Source organism: Chimaeribacter arupi (assembly GCF_002858805.1).
GTDB lineage: Bacteria > Pseudomonadota > Gammaproteobacteria > Enterobacterales > Enterobacteriaceae > Chimaeribacter > Chimaeribacter arupi.
Genome location: NZ_PJZI01000039.1, coordinates 1 through 20,399 on the forward strand (window position 1 = coordinate 1; position 20,399 = coordinate 20,399).

Below are 20,399 nucleotides of genomic sequence, written 5' to 3' on the forward strand. Positions count from 1 at the left end.
GGAAGTGCACGACCGTGACGCATTCTGGGACATGAAAGAAAAAGGCGAAGCGTATAAGAAGCCGGCGAAGTATGAAGAGATCCACATGCCGAAAAACTCCGGTATGGGTATCGTGATTGCCTTCGGCAGCCTGATCTTCGGTTTCGCAGCAATCTGGGACATCTGGTGGTTGGCGATTGTTGGCTTCCTGGTGATGATTGTGGCCTGGATCGCGAAGAGCTTCGACGAGGATGTTGACTACTATGTGCCGGTTGCCGAAATCGAGCGTATTGAGAACCAACATTTTGAACAAATCAGCAAAGCAGGCGTGAAACATGTCAACTGATACTCTGACTAACCACAACGTAGCCCATGCGGAGCATGGGCACCACGATGCAGGTGAGACCAAAGTCTTTGGCTTCTGGATCTACCTGATGAGCGACTGCGTACTGTTTGCGAGCTTGTTCGCCACTTACGCAGTACTGGTAAATGGGACCGCGGGCGGTCCCTCCGGTAAAGACATCTTTGAGCTGCCGTTCGTTCTGGTAGAAACCTTCTGCCTGCTGTTCAGTAGTATTACCTACGGCATGGCCATGCTGGCGATGAACAAGGGTAACAAAAGCGGTGTTAATGCCTGGTTGTTCCTGACCTTCCTGTTCGGCCTCGGCTTCATCTGCATGGAAATCTATGAATTCCATCACCTGATTGCTGAAGGCTTCGGGCCGGGCCGCAGTGCCTTCCTCTCTGCGTTCTTTACGCTGGTAGGTACCCACGGTCTGCACGTGACCACCGGCCTTATCTGGATCATCGTCATGATGATTCAGGTGAAAAACCGTGGCCTGACGTCCGTGAACAGAACCCGCCTGATGTGCCTGAGCCTGTTCTGGCACTTCCTGGACGTGGTCTGGATCTGTGTATTCACCGTAGTTTATCTGATGGGGGCCATGTAATGAGTCATTCTTCTACAGGGCATGGCGGCGCCAGCCACGGCAGCGTAAAAAGCTACCTGATTGGGTTCGTCCTCTCTGTCATCCTGACGATCATTCCGTTCTGGATGGTGATGAACGGCACTGCCTCTCACGCCACCATCATCGGCACCGTTGTCGCGATGGCTGTGATTCAGATTGTGGTGCACCTGGTGTACTTCCTGCACATGAATACGTCGTCGGAAGAGCGCTGGAACCTGGTGGCGTTCCTGTTCACCGTTATGATCATTCTTATCGTCGTTGTGGGCTCACTCTGGATTTTGTACAACCTCAACCTCAATATGATGGTCAGTTAAAGAGCCGAGCTGCACGATGATTAAGCAATACCTGCAAGTAACAAAACCAGGAATTATTTTCGGTAATTTAATTTCTGTCGTCGGGGGGTTCCTCCTTGCTTCCAAAGGGAACATTGATTACCCCCTCTTCCTCGCTACGCTGGTGGGCGTCTCGTTGGTTGTCGCTTCGGGCTGTGTATTTAACAACTACATTGACCGCGACATCGACAAGAAAATGGAGAGAACGAAGAACCGGGTCCTGGTGAAGGGCCTTATTCAGCCGAAAATCAGCCTGGTGTATGCGACCTTGTTGGGTATTGCCGGCGGCGCGTTGCTCTATTTCGCAGCCAATGCGCTGTCCATGTGGCTGGCTCTGGCAGGGTTCATCATTTATGTCGGGGTGTACAGCCTCTACATGAAGCGTAACTCTGTTTACGGCACGCTGATTGGCAGCCTCTCCGGCGCAGCGCCGCCGGTGATTGGTTACTGCGCGGTAAGCAACGAGTTTGATGCCGGGGCGCTGATTTTGCTGTTGATTTTCAGCCTCTGGCAGATGCCTCACTCTTACGCGATCGCGATTTTCCGGTTCAAGGATTATCAGGCGGCCAACATCCCGGTTCTGCCGGTGGTGAAAGGCATCTCGGTCGCGAAGAACCATATTACGCTCTATATCCTGGCGTTTATGGTGGCAACCGTGATGCTCTCGCTGGGTGGCTATGCCGGGTATAAATACCTGGTGGTCGCGGCAGCGGTCAGCGTCTGGTGGCTGGGCATGGCCCTGCGTGGGTATAAAACCTCCAACGATAAAGTCTGGGCGCGCAAACTGTTCGTCTTCTCTATCGTGGCGATTACCTCGCTGAGCGTCATGATGTCCGTTGACTTCAATGTCCCGGCATCCGGCACCCTGCTGACTTACGTCTGGTAACCCGCGCCGTCGCGCAACGTATCAAGTGAAGTGCTCCGGCACTTCACTTTTTTTTGCCCCCTCCCCTGCCCTTCCCGCACCTGTTCATCTGTTTTTTTGCCTGCCCGCTCCGGCGGCCGCAGCCGCAGCCTGACGGTAATATCTGCTAAACATCCGGCGATTTACCGCAATGCCTTAACAACACTACAATGGCGCAGTTTGTCATTTTGAGGTGGTAATGAAAGATAACCAAATGACCCCGCAGGAAAGCCGGGCGACATGGGGATTAGGGACAGTATTCTCTTTACGGATGCTCGGCATGTTTATGGTGCTGCCGGTGCTGACGACTTACGGCATGGCGCTCTCCGGTGCCAGCGAAGCGCTGATCGGCATCGCGATCGGCATTTACGGGCTGGCCCAGGCGATTTTCCAGATCCCGTTCGGCCTGCTCTCAGATCGCATCGGCCGTAAACCGCTGATCGTCTTTGGCCTGGCCATTTTTGCTTTCGGCAGCGTGATTGCCGCCGTGACGGACTCCATCTGGGGCGTGATCCTCGGCCGTGCCCTGCAGGGCTCCGGGGCGATTGCCGCCGCCGTCATGGCGCTGCTTTCTGACCTGACGCGTGAGCAGAACCGCACCAAGGCGATGGCGTTTATCGGCATCAGTTTCGGCATTACCTTTGCGATTGCCATGGTGCTGGGGCCGATCATTACCCATGCGCTCGGCCTCCATGCCCTGTTCTGGATGATTGCCCTGCTGGCGCTGTGCGGCATTGTGATTACGCTGGCGGTGGTGCCGAACGCCTCCCGCCATGTGCTTAACCGTGAATCCAGCATGGTCAAAGGCAGCTTCACTAAGGTGCTGGGCAACAGCAAGTTACTGAAGCTTAACTTCGGCATCATGTGCCTGCATATCCTGCTGATGTCCAGCTTTGTGGTGCTGCCGCGGGTGATGGAACAGGCTGGTTTCCCGCCCAGCGACCACTGGAAAGTTTACCTGGTCACCATGCTGACCTCCTTTGTCGCGGTGATCCCTTTCATTATTTATGCCGAGAAAAAGCGCCGCATGAAGCAGGTCTTTATGAGCTGTGTGGCGGTGCTGCTGCTGGCAGAACTGGTGCTCTGGTCAGCCGGCGGCCGCCACCTGTGGGTGATTATCGCCGGTATCCAGCTGTTCTTCCTGGCGTTTAACCTGATGGAAGCGATTCTGCCGTCATTGATCAGCAAAGAATCCCCGGCGGGCTACAAAGGCACGGCAATGGGCGTGTATTCCACCAGCCAGTTCATCGGCGTGGCGATCGGCGGCAGCCTGGGCGGCTGGGTCTTCGGCCTGGCCGGGGCCGGCGCGGTGTTTATCGCCTGTGCGGCCATTGCCCTGGTGTGGTTCCTGGTCAGCGCCACCATGCAGGAGCCGCCGTATGTCAGCAGCCTGCGCATCACCCTGTCAGAGCAGGCGGTGCAGGATGCCGCGCTGGCGTCACGGCTGCGCAGCCAGCCGGGTGTGGCTGATGTGGTGGTGGTGCCGGAGGAGCGCAGTGCCTACATTAAAATCGACAGCAAAATTACCAACCGGCAGACGCTGGAACAGCTGGTCGGGGTGGCCTGACCCACCGCGTGCCCATAAAAAAAGAGCCGCAACTGCGGCTCTTTTTATGGCTGACGTATCACGGTCAGTCGCGGAAATTCTTAAACTGGAACGGCTGGCCTAAATCGGAGCCGCGCACCAGTTGCATCACACTCTGCAAATCATCACGCGCCTTGCCGGTGACCCGCACTTCTTCACCCTGCACCTGCACCTGGACTTTCAGCTTGCTGTCTTTGATCAGTTTCACGATCTTTTTCGCCAGCGCCGCTTCAATCCCGGAGTGCAATTTGGCCTCCACGCTGTAGGTTTTGCCGCTGTGATCCATCTGCTCGGGGATCTCCAGCGCGCCGCCCTCAATCCCGCGTTTGCTCAGTTTTTCACGCAGAATATCAATCAGCTGGTTGACCTGGAAGTCAGACTCGCTGGCGACTTTGATGGACTCGTTTTTTTCGTTCAGCTCGAAGCTGGCCGGCACATTACGGAAATCCCAGCGGTTGGTCAGCTCACGGCTGGCATTCTCCACCGCGTTGCGGACTTCCTGCATATCAATTTCAGACACAATATCGAAAGATGGCATTGTCATTTCTCCCTTAACCCGACATGGCGAGCATGATAACCGCTTCCCCGCCGGATGCAAAATCGTGCCTGCCCTCTGGCATGGCGGCGCGGCAGGCGGCATACTGCCCGCGCCGGGGGCAGGAAAGTCTATACTCTGCGGATATGCGCATCTGGGACAGGCGGCCCTGCCGGAAAAAGGGGCACGGTTTGCCGCTCACGGCCAAGGGAGGAAACATGAAAATTACAGTGCTGGGTTGCGGCGCGCTTGGGCAGGTCTGGCTTTCTGCGCTTCACCGGCAGGGGCATGATGTCCAGGGCTGGCTGCGGGTACCCCAGCCTTTCTGCTCGGTCAATGTCATTGATGAACACGGCACCGCTTACAACCATACCTTACCCACCAATGACCCGGAGCATCTGGCGCAGAGCGAGCTGTTGCTGGTGACGCTGAAGGCGTGGCAGGTTTCCGGTGCGCTGATCCCGCTGCTGCCGAGGCTTCACCCGGACTGCACCCTGTTGCTGCTGCATAACGGCATGGGCACGCAGGATGAGCTGCCCGCCAACAACCAGCCGATTTTGCAGGGGGTCACCACCCATGCCGCCCGGCGGGATGGCCGCGCCATTCTGCATGTGGCCGGCGGTATCACCCACATCGGCCCCTCCTCCCCCCGCGGGCGGGAAATGAGCCACCTGGCGGAAATGCTGCATCACGCGCTGCCGGACGTTGCCTGGCACGATGTTATCGCGGCGGCCAACTGGAAAAAGCTGGCGGTCAACTGTGTGATCAACCCGCTCACCGCCCTTTATGGCTGCACCAATGGCGAACTCACTGCCTACCCGGAGCAGATCGAACGCCTCTGCCGGGAAGCGGCGCAGGTGATGGAGATTGAGGGGTTCCACACCTCCCCCGACTCCCTGCTGGCGTATGTCTATGATGTGATTGAGCGCACCGCCGCCAACCACTCTTCCATGTTGCAGGACGTACGCGCCCAGCGCCACACCGAGATCGACTACATTACCGGTTACCTGCTGCGGCGCGCCCGCAGCCACGGGCTGCAGTTGCCGGAGAATGCCCGGTTATTTGAACAGATTAAACAGAAGGAAAATGAGTATGAGCGTAACCGTTCTGGTCTGCCTGGCACCTGGTAGCGAAGAGACTGAAGCCGTCACGGTGATCGATCTGCTGGTGCGGGCCGGTGCCACGGTGACCACCGCCAGCGTCGCCGGGGACGGCGCGCGCGACATCACCTGTTCCCGCGGGGTGCGCCTGCTGGCCGACACCACGCTGGTGGCCGTCGCGGATGACCCGCATGACGCCATTGTGCTGCCCGGCGGCGGCCCCGGCGCAGAGTGTTTCCGCGACAGCCCGCTGCTGGTGGAAAAAGTCCGGCAGATGCACACCAGCGGCAAACTGGTGGCAGCGATTTGTGCCGCCCCGGCGCTGGTGCTGGAGCACCACCAGCTTTTCCCGATCGCTAACATGACCGGCTTCCCGGCGCTGAAAGACAAAATCAGCCCCGAGAAGTGGATGGACAAACGCGTGGTGTACGATCCGCGCGTCAATCTGCTGACCAGCCAGGGGCCGGGCACCTCGATGGACTTTGCGCTGAAGCTGATTGACCTGCTGCTGGGCAAAGCCAAAGCGGCGGAAGTGGCGGCGCAACTGGTGCTGGCGCCGGGCATTTATGATTATCAGGATCACCTGCCCGCACAGAACAACGCCTGACCAACAGAATACAACGCCATAAAAAAACCGGGTGCCTTGCGGACACCCGGTTTTTTTCAGCCCTGAAGGTTACGGGCGGTAGACTTTCACGTTACCAAAGCCCTGTTCACGCAGGTAGAGCGCCTGCAGGCGGCTCATTACCCCGCGCTCACAGTAGAGCAGATAGGTTTTGCTCTGGTCGAGGTCGCCGAATTGGGTGCTGAGTTTGTAGAACGGCAGCGGTTTCACCTCGACGTCACGCACCGCCAGCGGGCGGTCATCCTGCTCATCCGGTGAACGGATGTCCAGCAGCACGTCGGTTGCCGCGAAGGCCGCCACGGTTTCCACCTCAACCACCTGCTCCTGGGTCTGTTCAGCGATTTCGCGGATATCCACGTTTTTCGCCTCACTCACTACCCGGTCGAGGATCTCGAAGTTAAACAGCGCCTCTTCCGCCTCGATTTTGCCTTTCACCGCTTTCACCGTCGGGCTTTTGGAGATCACGCCGCAATACTCCGGCATGGTCTTGGCAAAATCTTCAGTGCCGATTTCACGCGCAATCTTGATGATGTGCTCTTTATCATGGGCAATCAGCGGGCGCAGGATCAGGGTATCAGTGGCGTTGTCGATCAACCGCAGGTTGGTCAGCGTCTGGCTGGAGACCTGGCCCAATGCCTCGCCGGTGACCAGCGCCTGCACGCCATAGCGCTCCGCCACCTGGGAGGCCGCGCGCACCATCATGCGTTTCAGCACCACGCCCATCTGGCCGTCATCCACTTTCTCCAGGATCTCACCCACCACCGGCTCGAAGTCGATCGCCACAAAGCGCACGCGGTGCGAGCTGCCGAAGCGGCTCCACAGGTAGTGCGCCACCTGCTTCACGCCAATCTCATGGGCTGCGCCGCCGAGGTTGAAGAAACAGTAGTGGACGCGGCAGCCGCGGCGCATCAGCATATAACTGGAGACGCCGGAGTCAAACCCGCCGGAAATCAGTGACATCACATCTTCCTGCGTGCCGATCGGGTAACCGGCCAGGCCGGTGTGGCGCGCTTTGATCAGCACCAGCTTGTCATCATTGACTTCCAGCTTCACGGTAACGTCCGGCTGCGTCAGGTTCACGCGCGCGGAGTCGATATGCTGGTTCAGGCCGCCGCCGACATAACGCTCCACGTCGCCGGAGGTAAACTCGTGCTTGCCGCGGCGCTTTACGCGCACACAAAAGGTTTTCCTTTCCAGCTCAGCCCGGTAGGCCTCCAGCGTCTGCTCAAAGATGTTATGCAGATCGGTATACTCACGCTCCTCCACCTCCAGCACGTGGTGGATCCCCGGAATACGGGTCAGGGCGTCACAGAGGAGTTCACGCTTGCTTTCATCTTTGCTGCGGACTTCGATATTATCCCAGTGGCGCACCACCGCCAGTGTCTCATCCAGGTCCTTCAGCACGTTGCGGATGTTGCTGGCAAGAATCTTAATAAAGCGCAAACGCACTGATTGACTCTTGATGGTGATTTCCGGGAACAATTTAATGATAAACTTCATGGCGGTCTTTCATTTAAGGTGTGAATGAGTAGGTCGTCAATGTGTGAATAACGATCTAAAATCAGAAAGTGAGTCATGGCGGGCGATCCCGCAGCCGTACCCCTACTGTTCAAGCCGCGCAGTATATCATCATTACGGGATACGCTGCGCGCAAAAAAACCATGCACTTTATGCGACGAATACCGCCCATGCCTGCGCCCTGCGCTGAGCGCGGTGTGATGCCACCGGCCGCGCCGCCCAACTGATGACAGTAAAAGAGAACTATGCCAAAAAAAGCCGTACCACCCGCCAATTTTGAAGCCGCCCTCGGTGAGCTGGAGCAGATTGTTACCCGTCTTGAGTCTGGTGATTTGCCGCTGGAAGAGGCGCTGAATGAATTTGAACGCGGCGTGCAACTGGCACGTCAGGGGCAGCAAACCCTGCAACAGGCTGAACAGCGGGTACAGATCCTGCTGGAGAACGACAACGATCCTGACGCCCCGCTGGCCCCTTTTACCCCGGACGCTGAGTAATTTTTATGGCCCATGACGAATCACAGGCGGCTGTGACCGATTTTCCTGCGCGCCTTCAGGCGTGTCAGCAACGCATTGATCAGGCGCTGAACGGCTACATTGCCGCGCGCCACAGCCCCGACCCGCAACTGGTGGACGCGATGCGCCACGGCGCGCTGCTGGGCGGCAAACGCCTGCGCCCCTACCTGGTGTACGCGACCGGCGAAATGTTTGGCCTGACGGCTGACGCCCTGGACGCCCCCGCCGCCGCGGTGGAGTCCATCCACGCCTATTCCCTGATCCATGATGACCTGCCGGCGATGGATGATGATGACCTGCGCCGCGGCCAGCCCACCTGCCATATTAAATTTGGTGAGGCCTGCGCCATTCTGGCCGGTGATGCGCTGCAAACCCTGGCATTTTCCATTCTGGCCGATGCGCCGATGCCGGGCGTGGCTATCCATGATAGATTAAGTATGCTCTCTGAACTGGCGACCGCCAGCGGGGCGGCCGGCATGGCCGGCGGGCAGGCGCTGGATCTGGCCGCCGAAGGCCGGCAGGTTGACCTCGCCGCCCTGGAGCAGATCCACCGCCACAAAACCGGCGCCCTGATCCGGGCTGCCGTGCGGCTGGGTGCGTATGCCGCCGGTGAACCCGGCCGCCGTGCACTGCCGCTGCTTGACCGCTATGCCCAGTCTATCGGCCTCGCCTTCCAGGTGCAGGACGATATTCTGGATGTGATTGGCGACACCGATAAAATCGGCAAACGCCAGGGCGCCGATCAGCAACTGGGCAAAAGTACCTACCCTGCCCTGCTGGGGCTGGAACAGGCCCAGACCAAAGCCTGGGACCTGTATCAGGATGCCCTGGCCGCCCTGGCCCCGCTGGCGGCCGAATCGTATAACACCGCCCCGCTGCAGGCGCTGGCCAGTTTTATTATTGAACGCGATAACTGATGAGTATCGTAAACCCTCTGATACGAGTATCTGATGAGTCTTAATCTCGCTAATTACCCGACATTGGCTATGGTGCACACTCCTGAAGAGTTGCGCCTGCTGCCCAAAGAAAGTTTACCCAAGCTGTGCGATGAGCTTCGTCAGTACCTTTTAGACAGCGTCAGCCAGTCCAGCGGCCATTTCGCCTCGGGGCTCGGTACCGTAGAACTTACGGTGGCGCTGCACTACGTCTATAACACGCCGTTTGACCACCTGGTGTGGGATGTCGGCCACCAGGCTTATCCCCATAAGATCCTGACCGGCCGCCGTGACCGCATCAACACCATCCGCCAGAAAGGCGGCCTGCACCCCTTCCCGTGGCGGGATGAGAGCGAGTATGACGTATTGTGCGTCGGCCACTCGTCGACCTCCATCAGCGCCGGGCTGGGCATGGCCGTGGCGGCGGAGCGTGAAGGCAAAGGCCGCCGCACCGTCTGCGTGATTGGTGACGGGGCGATCACCGCCGGTATGGCGTTTGAGGCGATGAACCATGCGGGCGACATCAACTCCGACATGCTGGTTATCCTGAACGACAATGAGATGTCGATCTCCGAAAACGTCGGCGCGCTGAACAACCACCTGGCCCAGTTGCTCTCCGGCAAGCTCTACTCGCGCCTGCGCGAAGGCAGCAAAAAAGTGCTCTCCGGCCTGCCGCCGATCAAAGAGCTGATGCGCCGCACCGAGGAGCACCTGAAAGGCATGGTGGTGCCGGGCACGCTGTTCGAGGAGCTGGGCTTCAACTACATCGGCCCGGTGGATGGGCATGACGTGCAGGCGCTGGCGCAGACGCTGAAAAATATGCGCGGCCTGAAAGGCCCGCAGTTGCTGCACATCATGACCAAAAAGGGCAAAGGCTATGCCCCGGCGGAAAATGACCCGATCAGCTGGCACGCGGTGCCGAAATTTGACCCGGCTACCGGTACCCTGCCGAAAAGCGCGGGCGGCCAGCCGACCTACTCCAAAATCTTTGGGGACTGGCTGTGCGAAACGGCAGCGCAGGACAGCAAACTGATGGCGATCACCCCGGCGATGCGTGAAGGCTCCGGCATGGTGGCCTTCTCCCGCGAATATCCGGCGCAATACTTTGACGTGGCGATTGCGGAGCAACATGCCGTGACCTTCGCGGCCGGGCTGGCAATCGGCGGCTACAAGCCGGTGGTGGCGATCTACTCCACCTTCCTGCAACGCGCCTATGACCAGGTTATCCACGATGTGGCGATCCAGAAACTGCCGGTGCTGTTCGCCATTGACCGCGGCGGCATTGTCGGCGCTGACGGCCAGACCCACCAGGGCGCGTTTGATCTCTCCTTCCTGCGCTGCATCCCGAACATGGTGATCATGACGCCGAGCGATGAGAACGAATGCCGCCAGATGCTGCATACCGGTTACCACTATGCTGACGGGCCGGTGGCGGTGCGTTACCCTCGCGGCAACGGCACTGGGGCGACCTGTGAGCCGCTGGCGATGTTGCCGATTGGCAAAGGCGTGGTGCGCCGTGAAGGCGAAAAAGTGGCGATCCTCAACTTCGGTACCCTGTTGCCGGAAGCGCAGAAAGCCGCTGAGGCGCTGAATGCCACGCTGGTGGACATGCGTTTCGTCAAGCCGCTGGATGAGGCGTTGGTGCTGGAGATGGCCGCCAGCCACGAAGTGCTGGTGACGCTGGAAGAAAACGCCATCATGGGCGGGGCCGGCAGCGGCGTGATTGAACTGCTGATGGCAAAACGTTGCCTGGTGCCGGTGCTGACGCTCGGCCTGCCGGATGAGTTTATCCCGCAGGGCACCCAGGAAGAGGTGCGGGCAGATTACGGCCTTGACGCAGCCGGGATTGAGCGCCGCATCACTGACTGGCTGGCCTGACCGGCCTGACCGGGGCGCGCCCTGCGCCCCGGCTTCTCCTCCCCTTCTTTTTCCTTCTGCCCTCGCCATCCCCATGATTCCCGGCTACCGTTAAGCATTCGCATTACGCGTTTATTCTCAGGGAGATCGCCATGAAATACACCACACTCGGCAACACCGGCTTGCAGGTGTCACGCCTGTGCCTCGGCTGCATGACCTACGGGGAGCCGTCGCGCGGCAACCACCCCTGGACGCTGCCGGAAGCGCAGAGCCGCCCGCTGCTGAAGCAGGCCATTGAGGCGGGCATCACCTTCTTTGATACCGCCAACAGCTACTCCGACGGCAGCAGTGAGGAGATTGTGGGCCGGGCGCTGCGTGATTTCGCCCGGCGCGATGAGGTTGTCCTGGCGACCAAAGTCTTTTTCCCGCTCAGTAACCTGAAGGGCGGCCTGTCGCGCGCGGCGATCCTGCAATCGGTGGATGACAGCCTGGTGCGCCTCGGCACCGACTACATTGACCTGTTGCAGATCCACCGCTGGGACTACGACACGCCGATTGAAGAGACGCTGGCGGCGCTGGATGAGGTGGTGAAGGCCGGCAAAGTGCGCTTTATCGGCGCGTCGTCGATGCACGCGGCCCAGTTCCGGCAGGCGCTGGACCTTTCCCGCCAGCAGGGCTGGGCACGGTTTGTCTCGATGCAGGACCAGTATAATTTGCTGCAACGCGAAGAGGAGAAGGAGATGCACCCGCTGTGCGCGGAGGAAGGCATCGCGGTGCTGCCCTGGAGCCCACTGGCGCGCGGCCGCCTGACCCGCCCGTGGGGCGAAACCACTGCCCGCTCCGAAACGGATGAGTATGGCAAAAGCCTTTACGCCGCCACCGAAACAGCAGATGCGGAGGTTGCCGCGCAGGTGGCGGCGATTGCGGAAACGCGCGGCGTGCCGCGCGCCCAGGTGGCGCTGGCCTGGCTGCTGGCGAAACCGGTGGTCACGGCACCGATTATCGGGGCGTCACGGCCGGGCCATCTGGAGGATGCCGTCGCCGCGCTGGATCTGACGCTGACGGCGGAAGAGATCGCTCAACTGGAGCGCGCCTACCAGCCGCACGCCGTGACCGGCTTTAAATAACGGCGGCGTCCTGTCCTGAAAGCACCATAAAAAAACGGGCACCTGGGCGCCCGTTTTCTCTTTTTTACCGGTCAGAACGGCCAGTGGTGGCCAATCAGGTAGATGACCAGCGCAGAAACCACCCCGGCGATCACATCATCTATCATGATGCCCATACCGCCGTGGATATTGCGGTCGAACCAGCGGATTGGCCAGGGTTTCCAGATGTCGAAAATCCGGAACACCACAAAACCGGCCAGCACCCACTGCCAGCTCCGCACCGGGATTGCCATCAGGGTGATCCACATGCCGACAAACTCATCCCAGACAATGCTGCCGTGATCGTGCACGCCCATGTCTTTCGCCGTCTGGTGGCAGAGATAGACACCGATGCAGATGCTGAACATCACCACCATCGAATAGACCTGCCACGGCAAATAGGTTAGCAGCATCCAGCACGGGATGGCCGCCACCGACCCGGCCGTCCCCGGCCCCCAGGGGAACAGGCCGCTGCCGAACCCGGTCGCCAGCAGGTGCCACGGGTTGCGCATCCGCAGCCGTTTTTTCGCCGCGTTCATCTGGTCAATGGCGTTATCCAACGCCTGCTCCGTCGCCTGTAACGACGGTTTCCTTGGTTTTGCCATGACTATTGGTCCATAAAATGATCGAAACCCTGCCAGCCCAGTTCAACCGGCTGGTTGCCGCGCAGGTACTGGATGCCTTCGGACTGCGGTGCCAGCTGGCCAATACAGGTAAAGGGGGCACCGGCATGGTGAAGCGCCACATCCAGCGCGCCGCGGTTGATTTCCGGCACGGTGAAGCAGAGCTCGTAATCCTCGCCGCCGGTCAGCGCCCACTTCAGCGCCTGCTCCGGGTCAACCTGGCGGCGCATGGCATCCGAATAAGGGATGGCGTCCAGGTCAATGCGTGCGCCGCAGGCGCTGGCCTTGAGGATATGCCCGAGGTCTGATATCAACCCGTCGGAAATATCGATGGCCGCATTGGCGAGATCGCGCAGCGCCTGCCCATGCAGCACCCGCGGCTGAGGCCGCAGATGGCGCGCCAGCAGCGCCCGGCGATCGGCGTCGTCGGTGACCGTGAGGCGGTTTTGCAGCAGTGCCAGCCCGGCGGCGCTGTCGCCCAAAGTGCCGCTGACATAGATCCAGTCGCCGACGCGCGCGCCGCTGCGCGTCAGGGCGCGTCCGGCCGGCACCAGGCCGTGCACTGTCAGGGTCAGGCTCAGGCTGCCGCGGGTGGTATCGCCGCCGATCAGCTGCATCCCGTAGTAGTTGAGCTGGTCGAACAGGCTGTCGCTGAACGCGGCGAGCCACGGCTCATCCACGCCCGGCAGCGTCAGCGCCAGTGACAGCCAGGCCGGGTCTGCCCCCATGGCCGCCAGATCGCTGACGTTCACCGCCAGCGCTTTGTACGCCAGGTCAGCCGGGTCAATACTGGGCAGGAAGTGCGTGCCTTCGACCAGCGTATCGGTACTGATCGCCAGTACCTGTTTCTCCGCTACCGTCAGCAAGGCACAATCGTCGCCGATGCCAAGCTGCACATCCCGGCGACTGTGTTTATACCGGTCAAAATAACGGGCAATCACGTCAAATTCACCGCAAGCCATAGTCAATTCCAACGCGTGAGATAAATAAGAAAGGCCGGATAACCGGCCTTCATGGCGTTCAGCTTACAACGCAGGAAACCTGCGGGCCGCAATCAGCGTTTTTTACGCACTGTCGGGGCGACTTTGTCCAGCACGCCGTTGACGAATTTGTGGCTGTCTTCTGCACCGAAGGTTTTCGCCAGTTCGATGGCTTCGTTGATGGCCACTTTGTAGGGGACGTCTTCACGCTTGCTCAGCTCGAACAGCGCAATACGCAGTACCGCGCGCTCCACCTGGCCCAGCTCTTCGAGCTGGCGGGACAACACAGGTGCCATCAGGGCATCCAGGCTGGCCGCATTGACTGCCACGCCGGACAACAGCTCGCGGAAATAGGCAATGTCGACATCTTTGACATCTTGCTCAGCCAGGAACTGTAATTCAACGTCGGCAATGTCATTTTTAGACACTTGCCAGGAGTAAAGCGCCTGGACGGCACATTCACGGGCGCGGCGGCGGGCTGCAGGTTTCACGGAAATCCCCTTAACTAAATTCAGGCCTTAATGGCCTTGATGACATTGATCATTTCAAGTGCGGTCAGGGCGGCTTCTGCCCCTTTGTTACCCGCTTTGGTTCCAGCGCGTTCGATGGCTTGTTCGATGCTTTCGGTGGTCAGCACGCCAAAGGTCACTGGAATTTCGCTGGTCATGGCAACGCTTGCCAGACCGGAACTGCATTCACCGGCAACATATTCGAAATGGGCGGTGCCCCCGCGGATCACGGTGCCGAGCGCGATAATGGCGTCATAGCGCTGGGTATTGGCCAGGGTACGGGCAGCCAGCGGCAGCTCATAGGCGCCCGGAACCCAAACGATGGTGATATTGTCTTCAGAAACCTGACCGATGCGCTTCAGGGCATCAATGGCGCCTTCCAGCAGACTGTCATTGATGAAATTATTAAAACGAGCAATTGCAATCGCCACACGTGCGTCAGGAGTCGCAACAACACCTTCGATAACGTTCATACGCTTTCCTTAATTTGGGTTCAATACCCCGCAGGGGGGCGGATTCTATCACACTCTTTCCTTGCCTGCGCATGCGGTTTTTACTTCACATGCCGGGCAAACGATTTCTTCCCGGTGGTTTGGCGCAGCTACGGCCAGGATGTCACACCGGTTTCAGCCGCAGCCGCAGGTCCGGGCCGACCTGCCGCACCTCGCTGAAGGCGAACTGTGGGGCCTCTGCCAGTGCGGACAGCCCCGGCAGCGCACACAGGCCGCGCGCGCTGTCACCCAGCAGTTTAGGGGCGAGATACACAATCAGCTCATCCACCAGACCAGCCTGTAACAGCGCCCCGGCCAGCCCGGCCCCGGCCTCGACCCACACTGAATTCACCTGGCGTTTCGCCAGCAACATCATCATCACCACCAAATCAACACGCCCGTCGCGTTCCGGCACTGCCCACTGTTCCACATTGTCGGGCCAGGCGTGCGCGTCAGCCTGCAAACGGGCCAGCAGGGTCTGCCCCGGCTGGGCGATCAGGCGGTGCTGGGGCGTCACACGGTTCTGGCTGTCGAGAATCACCCGCAACGGCTGGCGCAATGAGGCGGCATCCGCCGGATGGGCAGCTGACAACTGGGCGGCCTGCGGCGAGGGGTAACGCTCACGGAGCGCGCTGTCGAGTTCATCCCAGCGCACAGTCAGCGATGGGTCATCGGCCAGCACAGTGGCGCTGCTGCTGAGAATGGCGGAACTCTCTGCGCGGAAACGTTGCACATCACGCCGGGCTTCCGGGGAGGTGATCCACTGGCTCTCCCCTGACGCCATCGCGGTGCGGCCATCCAGCGAGGCACCCATTTTCAGTTGCAGATAGGGGAAGCCGGTACGCATCCGTTTCAGGAAGCCGCGGTTCACCGCTTCGGCCTCCTCCAGCATGACATTATGGCGCACCTCAATGCCGGCCTGTTTCAGCCGGTAGAGGCCGCGCCCGGCCACCTCGGGGTTTGGGTCCTGCATCGCGGCCACGACCCGGCTGACACCCGCGGCGATCAGCGCGTCGCAACAGGGCGGCGTACGGCCGTGATGGCTGCACGGCTCGAGCGTCACATAGGCGGTGGCCCCGCGCGCCTTGTCACCGGCCATGCGCAGGGCGTGTACTTCCGCGTGCGGCTCCCCGGCGCGCAGATGGTAGCCTTCGCCGACGATCTCGCCGTCGCGCACGAGAACACAGCCTACATTAGGGTTCGGGGTGGTGGTAAAACGCCCCAGACGTGCCAGCTCAAACGCCCGCGCCATGTAAAATTCATCGTGCTGCATAGGCTTCCTTAATCTTGCAGGCGGGCGATCTCTTCGCCAAATTCGCGGACATCTTCAAAACTGCGGTAGACCGAGGCAAAACGGATATAGGCCACTTTATCCAGCCGCTTTAACGCATCCATCACCAGGCCACCGACCATTTTAGCCGGGACTTCGCGCTCGCCGGTGGCGCGCAGCTGGGATTTCAGGTGGCTGATGGCCATCTCTACGTCATCGGAACTGACCGGGCGCTTCTCCAGCGCCTTCAGCATACCGCTGCGCAGTTTGTCCTCATTGAAGGGTTCACGCACATCGTTACTTTTAATCACCCGCGGCATCACCAGCTCAGCCACTTCAAAGGTGGTAAACCGTTCGCTGCAAACCAGACACTGGCGACGGCGGCGCACCTGGGAGCCATCACCCACCAGACGTGAATCGATCACTTTCGTATCAACGGCGGCACAAAATGGACAGTGCATGGAACTTCCTGATTATCATTTCTGACTGGCGACCAGTTTACCGCGAACTCTGCGGACTACAAAGGCTGATGCCCATTTGTTATAGGAAGGATGAATGTTTACGGCGGCAAACGGCTGCGGCGTCAGGGATTCGCATGACTTTCCACGCCGGGAAGGCTACGCTTTAGAGAGTGAATCTGGAAAAGGAAATTACCATGATGACAACCAGTTACCCTGTGCGCGCCCGCCCGCTATGCCGCATCGCCCTGCTGGCCTCCGCGGTGCTGCTGAGCGCATGTGCCCAAAACCCACAGGTGCCGAAACTCAAATCCGAGGTGGTTCAGCTTAACCAGAAGCTCCAGGCGCTGACTGACGAAGCCACCGCGCTGGAACAGCAGAGCCAGCTGAACCGCAACTCCACTAACGGGGTCTATGTGCTGCCGGCAGCCAACAACCCGGCGGCGCTGAAAAGCGCCGTGGGTGAGCTCAGTGTCTCCCTGAGCCATGTGGCCCCGGAGGCCAGCGGCACGCAGGCGTTATTGCATATCCGCGCGCTCTCCGGCACCTCTCTGCCGGCGTTTACGGCCACGGTGGACTGGGGCCAGCTTGACCCCACGACCGGCAAACCGCTGCTGGTGGATATGCTCTCCCAGCCGGTGACGGTAAGCCCTTCCCTGCTGCCGAAAACGGAACAGACCCTTGAGCTGCGTTTCAGCGGCCAGGCACCGGAGCAGCTGGGCTTTATCCGCCTGCGGGATGTCACGCCGACGGCCTCTTCCCCCACGGCCACGCCTGAGGCTGCGGCCCCTGAGGCCACGCCGCCCGCCCCCTAACGTTGCCGTTTGCCCATAAAAAAAACCCCGCAATGCGGGGTTTTTACTGTGTGCCGGGAGAGGATCAGCGCAGGATAGTCGGCTGATCGGCCCCTTCTTTCTCAACTTTCTGTTGCAGCATGTGCTCACGCTTCATGCCAAGCTTCAGCGCCAGCGCCGAGGCCACATAGATTGAGGACACCGTACCGATCGACACCCCGATCAACATGGTCAGGGAGAAGCCCTCCAGCAGTGCGCCGCCGAAGATGTAGAGCATCAGTACCACCACCAGCGTGGTGGCGGAGGTCATGATGGTACGGCTCAGGGTCTGGGTCAGTGACACGTTGGTAATTTCGTAAGCATTGCCGCGGCGGATCTTGCGGAAATTCTCACGGATACGGTCAGAGACCACGATGCTGTCGTTCAGTGAGTAACCGATAACCGACATCAGCGAGGCGATGATGGTCAGGTCGATCTCAATGTGGAACAGGGACAGGATCCCCATCGTGATAATCACGTCGTGCGCCAGCGCCAACACGGCACCCAGCGCCAGCCGCCACTCAAAGCGGAAGCCGACATAAATCAGGATGGAGATCAGCGCCACCAGCAGCGCCATGCCGCCGGCCTGCGCCAGGTCGTTGCCCACGCTCGGGCCGACGAACTCGATGCGCTTGACCGACGCACTCTTGTCGATCTGGCTGTTTACCAGCGAGATCACCTTGTTGCCCAGTTCCTGCCCGGCATTGCCGCTGACCGGCGGCATACGCACGATCACGTCACGGCTGCTGCCGAAGTTCTGTACCACCGGTTCAGCAAAGCCTGCTTTCTCCAGGGTTTCACGCATCGTGTCCAGGTTGGCCGGCTGGCTGAGACTGATCTCAATCACGGTGCCGCCGGTGAAGTCCAGGCCCCAGTTGAACCCGCGCACGCCCATAATAATCACCGACGCAAGCAGCAGCAGGCCGGAGATACAGAACGCCACGTTGTCCCAGCGCATAAAGTCATAGACTTTACGGCCGTAATTCAGTTGTTCAACAGTATATTGTTGTGCCACAACGCACTCCTCAGATAGACAGCTTGTTAATGCGTTTGCCGCCGTAAAGCAGGTTGACGATGGCACGGGTTCCGACGATCGATGTAAACATCGAGGTCGCCACACCGATAGCGGTGGTAATGGCAAACCCTTTAATCGACCCGGTGCCGACCGCATAAAGAATGATGGCGGTGATAAGCGTCGTCACGTTGGCATCAATAATACTGGAGAACGCGCCTTTGTAGCCCTCATGGATCGCCTGCTGAACGGAACGCCCGTTCTTCAGCTCTTCCTTGATACGCTCATTGATCAGCACGTTCGCATCGACGGCAACCGCCAGCGTCAGCACGATACCGGCAATCCCCGGCATGGTCAGGGTCGCTCCCGGCAGCAGGGACATAATGCCGACAATCAGGATCAGGTTGGCAATCAGCGCGGTGGTCGCAATCACACCAAATTTACGGTAGTAGACCACCATAAACACGATGGATGCCACCAGGCCCCACAGACAAGCCTCCAGCCCCTGCTGGATGTTTTGCATCCCCAGGGTCGGGCCGATGGTGCGTTCTTCAACGATCTGGATCGGCGCAATCAGCGCCCCGGCGCGCAGCAGCAGCGAGAGCTGACGGGCTTCGTTCGGATCGTTGATGCCGGTGATCTGGAAGCGGTTACCCAGGCGTGACTGGATGGTCGCCACGTTGATCACCTCTTCCTGTTTCACCAGGATGGCGCGGCCATTGGCGTCTTTCTTGCCGCTGTCTTTGTACTCCACAAACAGGGTCGCCATCGGCTTGCCGATGTTGTCCTTGGTGAAGTTAGACATGGCAGAACCGCCTGCGCTGTCCAGCGAGATGTCGACCTGCGGCTGGTTGTATTCGCCCATGCTGGAGGTGGAATCGGTGATGTGGTCACCGGTCAGCACCACACGCTTGTAGAGCACAATCGGCTGGCCCTCACGGGTGTTTTTCACTTCGCTGTCGCCCGGTACGCGGCCGGAGGCGGCAGCGCTGGCGTCAACATTGGTGTTCACCAGACGGAACTCCAGGGAAGCGGTCGCCCCCAGGATCTCCTTGGCACGCGCGGTGTCCTGGATGCCCGGCAGTTCCACCACGATGCGGTCAGCACCCTGGCGCTGGACCAGCGGCTCGGCCACACCCAGTTGGTTCACACGGTTACGCAGGATGTTGATGTTCTGCTGCACTGCGTCTTCACGCGACTGGCGCAGGCGCTCATCGGTCATCACCACACGCAGTGCGTTGTCGCCGGAGGCATTCAGCACCAGGTCACGGTGGCGCGGCGTCAGGTAGCTTATCGCGTTGTCACGGATAGCGGCATCACGGAAGCGCACTTCCACGGCGTTACCGGCCAGTTTGCGGACGGTGGCGTAAGGGATGCTTTTATCACGCAGGTCGCTGCGCAGGGAGTCCATCGTCTGTTCCTGCAGCTTGCCCAGCGCCGTCTCCATATCCACTTCCATCAGGAAGTGAACGCCGCCGCGCAGGTCGAGGCCGAGTTTCATCGGTTCGGCTGCAAGGGCGGAGAGCCAGGTCGGGGTGGCCGGGGCCAGGTTGAGCGCGATGACATATTTGTCGCCCAGCACGTTGGTCAGCACTTCACGTGCGCGCAGCTGAACGTCGGTATCTTTGAAGCGGGCAAGGATGGCGCCATTTTCCAGGGCGATCGATTTGCTCGCGATCTGGTCTTTTTCTAATGCACTTTTGACTTGGTCCAGCGTGGCCATACTGGCGTCGGAGCCCCGAGCGCCAGTAATCTGCACAGCCGGATCCTCACCATAAAGGTTGGGAAGCGCATAAAGCAAACCGATGAGGATCACGACGATCAACATCAGATACTTCCACAAAGGATATCGGTTTAACACGGCAGTTCCCTTAGGGAAAATTCAATTACAGAGCCTTCATCGTACCTTTCGGCAGAACGGCGGTTACGTAGTCACGCTTAATCGTCACTTCTGTGGTCTCATTCAGCGCAATCACGATGTAGCCGGTCTCAGACACTTTGGCCACGCGGCCGATCAGCCCGCCATTGGTCAGCACTTCATCACCTTTGCCGATAGACTCCATCAGCTTCTTGTGTTCCTTGCCGCGTTTTTGCTGCGGACGCAGGATCATGAAGTAGAAAATCAGGCCAAATACCACCAGCATAATCACCAGTGAGTACGGGCTTGACTGGCCGGCCGGCGCACCCGCTGCGGCTACAGCATCAGAAATGAACAGACTCATTAAAAT

Annotated in this window: 22 protein-coding genes and 1 pseudogene; 12 read left to right on the forward strand and 11 right to left on the reverse strand. The window is 59.7% G+C overall.

Translation table 11 applies throughout. The features are described from left to right. From CYR52_RS18900 to CYR52_RS18920, 5 genes and pseudogenes are all read left to right on the forward strand, one after another. Window positions 1–325: pseudogene (locus tag CYR52_RS18900) on the forward strand (cytochrome o ubiquinol oxidase subunit I); the annotation flags it as partial. After that, window positions 315–929, forward strand: a complete 615-nt coding sequence (locus CYR52_RS18905; protein WP_072926516.1) for a cytochrome o ubiquinol oxidase subunit III — start codon at window positions 315–317, stop codon at window positions 927–929. The pseudogene CYR52_RS18900 and the gene CYR52_RS18905, both read left to right, overlap by 11 nt. Continuing rightward, entirely contained in the window at window positions 929–1,261 is a 333-nt protein-coding gene (locus CYR52_RS18910) for a cytochrome o ubiquinol oxidase subunit IV (protein WP_072926518.1), read from the forward strand. The genes CYR52_RS18905 and CYR52_RS18910 overlap by 1 nt, the downstream gene beginning before the upstream one ends. Before the next feature lie 16 nt (window positions 1,262–1,277). Beyond that, entirely contained in the window at window positions 1,278–2,165 is an 888-nt protein-coding gene (cyoE, locus tag CYR52_RS18915) for a heme o synthase (RefSeq protein WP_072926520.1), read from the forward strand. Between the two features lie 217 nt (window positions 2,166–2,382). Continuing rightward, window positions 2,383–3,750 carry an MFS transporter gene (locus CYR52_RS18920; RefSeq protein WP_072926522.1) on the forward strand — a complete coding sequence of 456 codons (1,368 nt, stop codon included), beginning with the start codon at window positions 2,383–2,385 and terminating at the stop codon, window positions 3,748–3,750. A 64-nt stretch (window positions 3,751–3,814) separates the two neighbouring features. Here CYR52_RS18920 and CYR52_RS18925 read toward each other — a convergent pair whose 3' ends face one another. Next, window positions 3,815–4,306, reverse strand: a complete 492-nt coding sequence (locus tag CYR52_RS18925; RefSeq protein WP_101815624.1) for a YajQ family cyclic di-GMP-binding protein — start codon at window positions 4,304–4,306, stop codon at window positions 3,815–3,817. 215 nt (window positions 4,307–4,521) lie between these two features. Between CYR52_RS18925 and panE the strand changes: the two genes are divergently transcribed. Further along, on the forward strand, window positions 4,522–5,433 hold the full coding sequence (gene panE, locus CYR52_RS18935; RefSeq protein WP_101829198.1) for a 2-dehydropantoate 2-reductase: 912 nt from the start codon (window positions 4,522–4,524) through the stop codon (window positions 5,431–5,433). Beyond that, on the forward strand, window positions 5,396–6,010 hold the full coding sequence (yajL, locus tag CYR52_RS18940) for a protein deglycase YajL (protein ID WP_072926529.1): 615 nt from the start codon (window positions 5,396–5,398) through the stop codon (window positions 6,008–6,010). The genes panE and yajL overlap by 38 nt, the downstream gene beginning before the upstream one ends. A gap of 69 nt (window positions 6,011–6,079) precedes the next feature. Here the strand turns inward: yajL and thiI are convergent, their stop codons facing one another. Continuing rightward, on the reverse strand, window positions 6,080–7,528 hold the full coding sequence (gene thiI / locus CYR52_RS18945) for a tRNA uracil 4-sulfurtransferase ThiI (protein ID WP_101829199.1): 1,449 nt from the start codon (window positions 7,526–7,528) through the stop codon (window positions 6,080–6,082). A gap of 263 nt (window positions 7,529–7,791) precedes the next feature. On the opposite strand from thiI, the gene xseB reads away from it, so the two are divergent. The 4 genes from xseB to CYR52_RS18965 all read left to right on the forward strand — a co-directional run bounded on the left by xseB (window position 7,792) and on the right by CYR52_RS18965 (window position 11,977). Then, window positions 7,792–8,040 (forward strand): exodeoxyribonuclease VII small subunit, encoded by a 249-nt coding sequence (xseB, locus tag CYR52_RS18950; protein WP_072926533.1) that lies wholly within the window; start codon window positions 7,792–7,794, stop codon window positions 8,038–8,040. A 32-nt stretch (window positions 8,041–8,072) separates the two neighbouring features. After that, entirely contained in the window at window positions 8,073–8,975 is a 903-nt protein-coding gene (gene ispA, locus CYR52_RS18955) for a (2E,6E)-farnesyl diphosphate synthase (protein WP_420912798.1), read from the forward strand. 33 nt (window positions 8,976–9,008) lie between these two features. Continuing rightward, entirely contained in the window at window positions 9,009–10,871 is a 1,863-nt protein-coding gene (gene dxs / locus CYR52_RS18960) for a 1-deoxy-D-xylulose-5-phosphate synthase (RefSeq protein ID WP_072926537.1), read from the forward strand. A gap of 131 nt (window positions 10,872–11,002) precedes the next feature. Next, a complete protein-coding gene (locus CYR52_RS18965) occupies window positions 11,003–11,977 on the forward strand; it encodes an aldo/keto reductase (protein WP_101829201.1) in 975 nt (324 codons plus the stop codon). A gap of 71 nt (window positions 11,978–12,048) precedes the next feature. On the opposite strand, the gene pgpA is transcribed toward CYR52_RS18965, so the two are convergent. The 6 genes from pgpA to nrdR all read right to left on the reverse strand — a co-directional run bounded on the left by pgpA (window position 12,049) and on the right by nrdR (window position 16,329). Further along, the gene (gene pgpA / locus CYR52_RS18970; RefSeq protein WP_072926911.1) at window positions 12,049–12,534 is read right to left on the reverse strand and encodes a phosphatidylglycerophosphatase A; all 486 of its coding nucleotides are present in this window, start codon (window positions 12,532–12,534) and stop codon (window positions 12,049–12,051) included. 68 nt (window positions 12,535–12,602) lie between these two features. Next, the gene (gene thiL / locus CYR52_RS18975) at window positions 12,603–13,580 is read right to left on the reverse strand and encodes a thiamine-phosphate kinase (protein ID WP_101829202.1); all 978 of its coding nucleotides are present in this window, start codon (window positions 13,578–13,580) and stop codon (window positions 12,603–12,605) included. 92 nt (window positions 13,581–13,672) lie between these two features. Next, window positions 13,673–14,089 carry a transcription antitermination factor NusB gene (gene nusB / locus CYR52_RS18980; RefSeq protein WP_072926543.1) on the reverse strand — a complete coding sequence of 139 codons (417 nt, stop codon included), beginning with the start codon at window positions 14,087–14,089 and terminating at the stop codon, window positions 13,673–13,675. A gap of 20 nt (window positions 14,090–14,109) precedes the next feature. After that, entirely contained in the window at window positions 14,110–14,580 is a 471-nt protein-coding gene (gene ribH / locus CYR52_RS18985; RefSeq protein ID WP_072926545.1) for a 6,7-dimethyl-8-ribityllumazine synthase, read from the reverse strand. A gap of 142 nt (window positions 14,581–14,722) precedes the next feature. Then, on the reverse strand, window positions 14,723–15,871 hold the full coding sequence (gene ribD / locus CYR52_RS18990; RefSeq protein ID WP_101829203.1) for a bifunctional diaminohydroxyphosphoribosylaminopyrimidine deaminase/5-amino-6-(5-phosphoribosylamino)uracil reductase RibD: 1,149 nt from the start codon (window positions 15,869–15,871) through the stop codon (window positions 14,723–14,725). Between the two features lie 8 nt (window positions 15,872–15,879). After that, a complete protein-coding gene (nrdR, locus tag CYR52_RS18995) occupies window positions 15,880–16,329 on the reverse strand; it encodes a transcriptional regulator NrdR (protein ID WP_072926550.1) in 450 nt (149 codons plus the stop codon). Between the two features lie 197 nt (window positions 16,330–16,526). Between nrdR and CYR52_RS19000 the strand changes: the two genes are divergently transcribed. After that, entirely contained in the window at window positions 16,527–17,141 is a 615-nt protein-coding gene (locus CYR52_RS19000) for a SadB/YajI family lipoprotein (RefSeq protein ID WP_072926913.1), read from the forward strand. 64 nt (window positions 17,142–17,205) lie between these two features. Here the strand turns inward: CYR52_RS19000 and secF are convergent, their stop codons facing one another. Genes secF through yajC form a run of 3 tightly spaced genes read right to left on the reverse strand, consistent with a single transcriptional unit; the run spans window position 17,206 to window position 20,393 of the window. Further along, window positions 17,206–18,174, reverse strand: coding sequence for a protein translocase subunit SecF (gene secF / locus CYR52_RS19005; protein ID WP_072926552.1), 969 nt, complete (start codon window positions 18,172–18,174; stop codon window positions 17,206–17,208). Between the two features lie 10 nt (window positions 18,175–18,184). Beyond that, a complete protein-coding gene (secD, locus tag CYR52_RS19010; protein WP_101829204.1) occupies window positions 18,185–20,032 on the reverse strand; it encodes a protein translocase subunit SecD in 1,848 nt (615 codons plus the stop codon). A 25-nt stretch (window positions 20,033–20,057) separates the two neighbouring features. Beyond that, window positions 20,058–20,393: a preprotein translocase subunit YajC gene (gene yajC / locus CYR52_RS19015; RefSeq protein ID WP_072926556.1), complete on the reverse strand. Its 336-nt coding sequence runs from the start codon at window positions 20,391–20,393 to the stop codon at window positions 20,058–20,060. Window positions 20,394–20,399 lie beyond the last annotated feature (6 nt).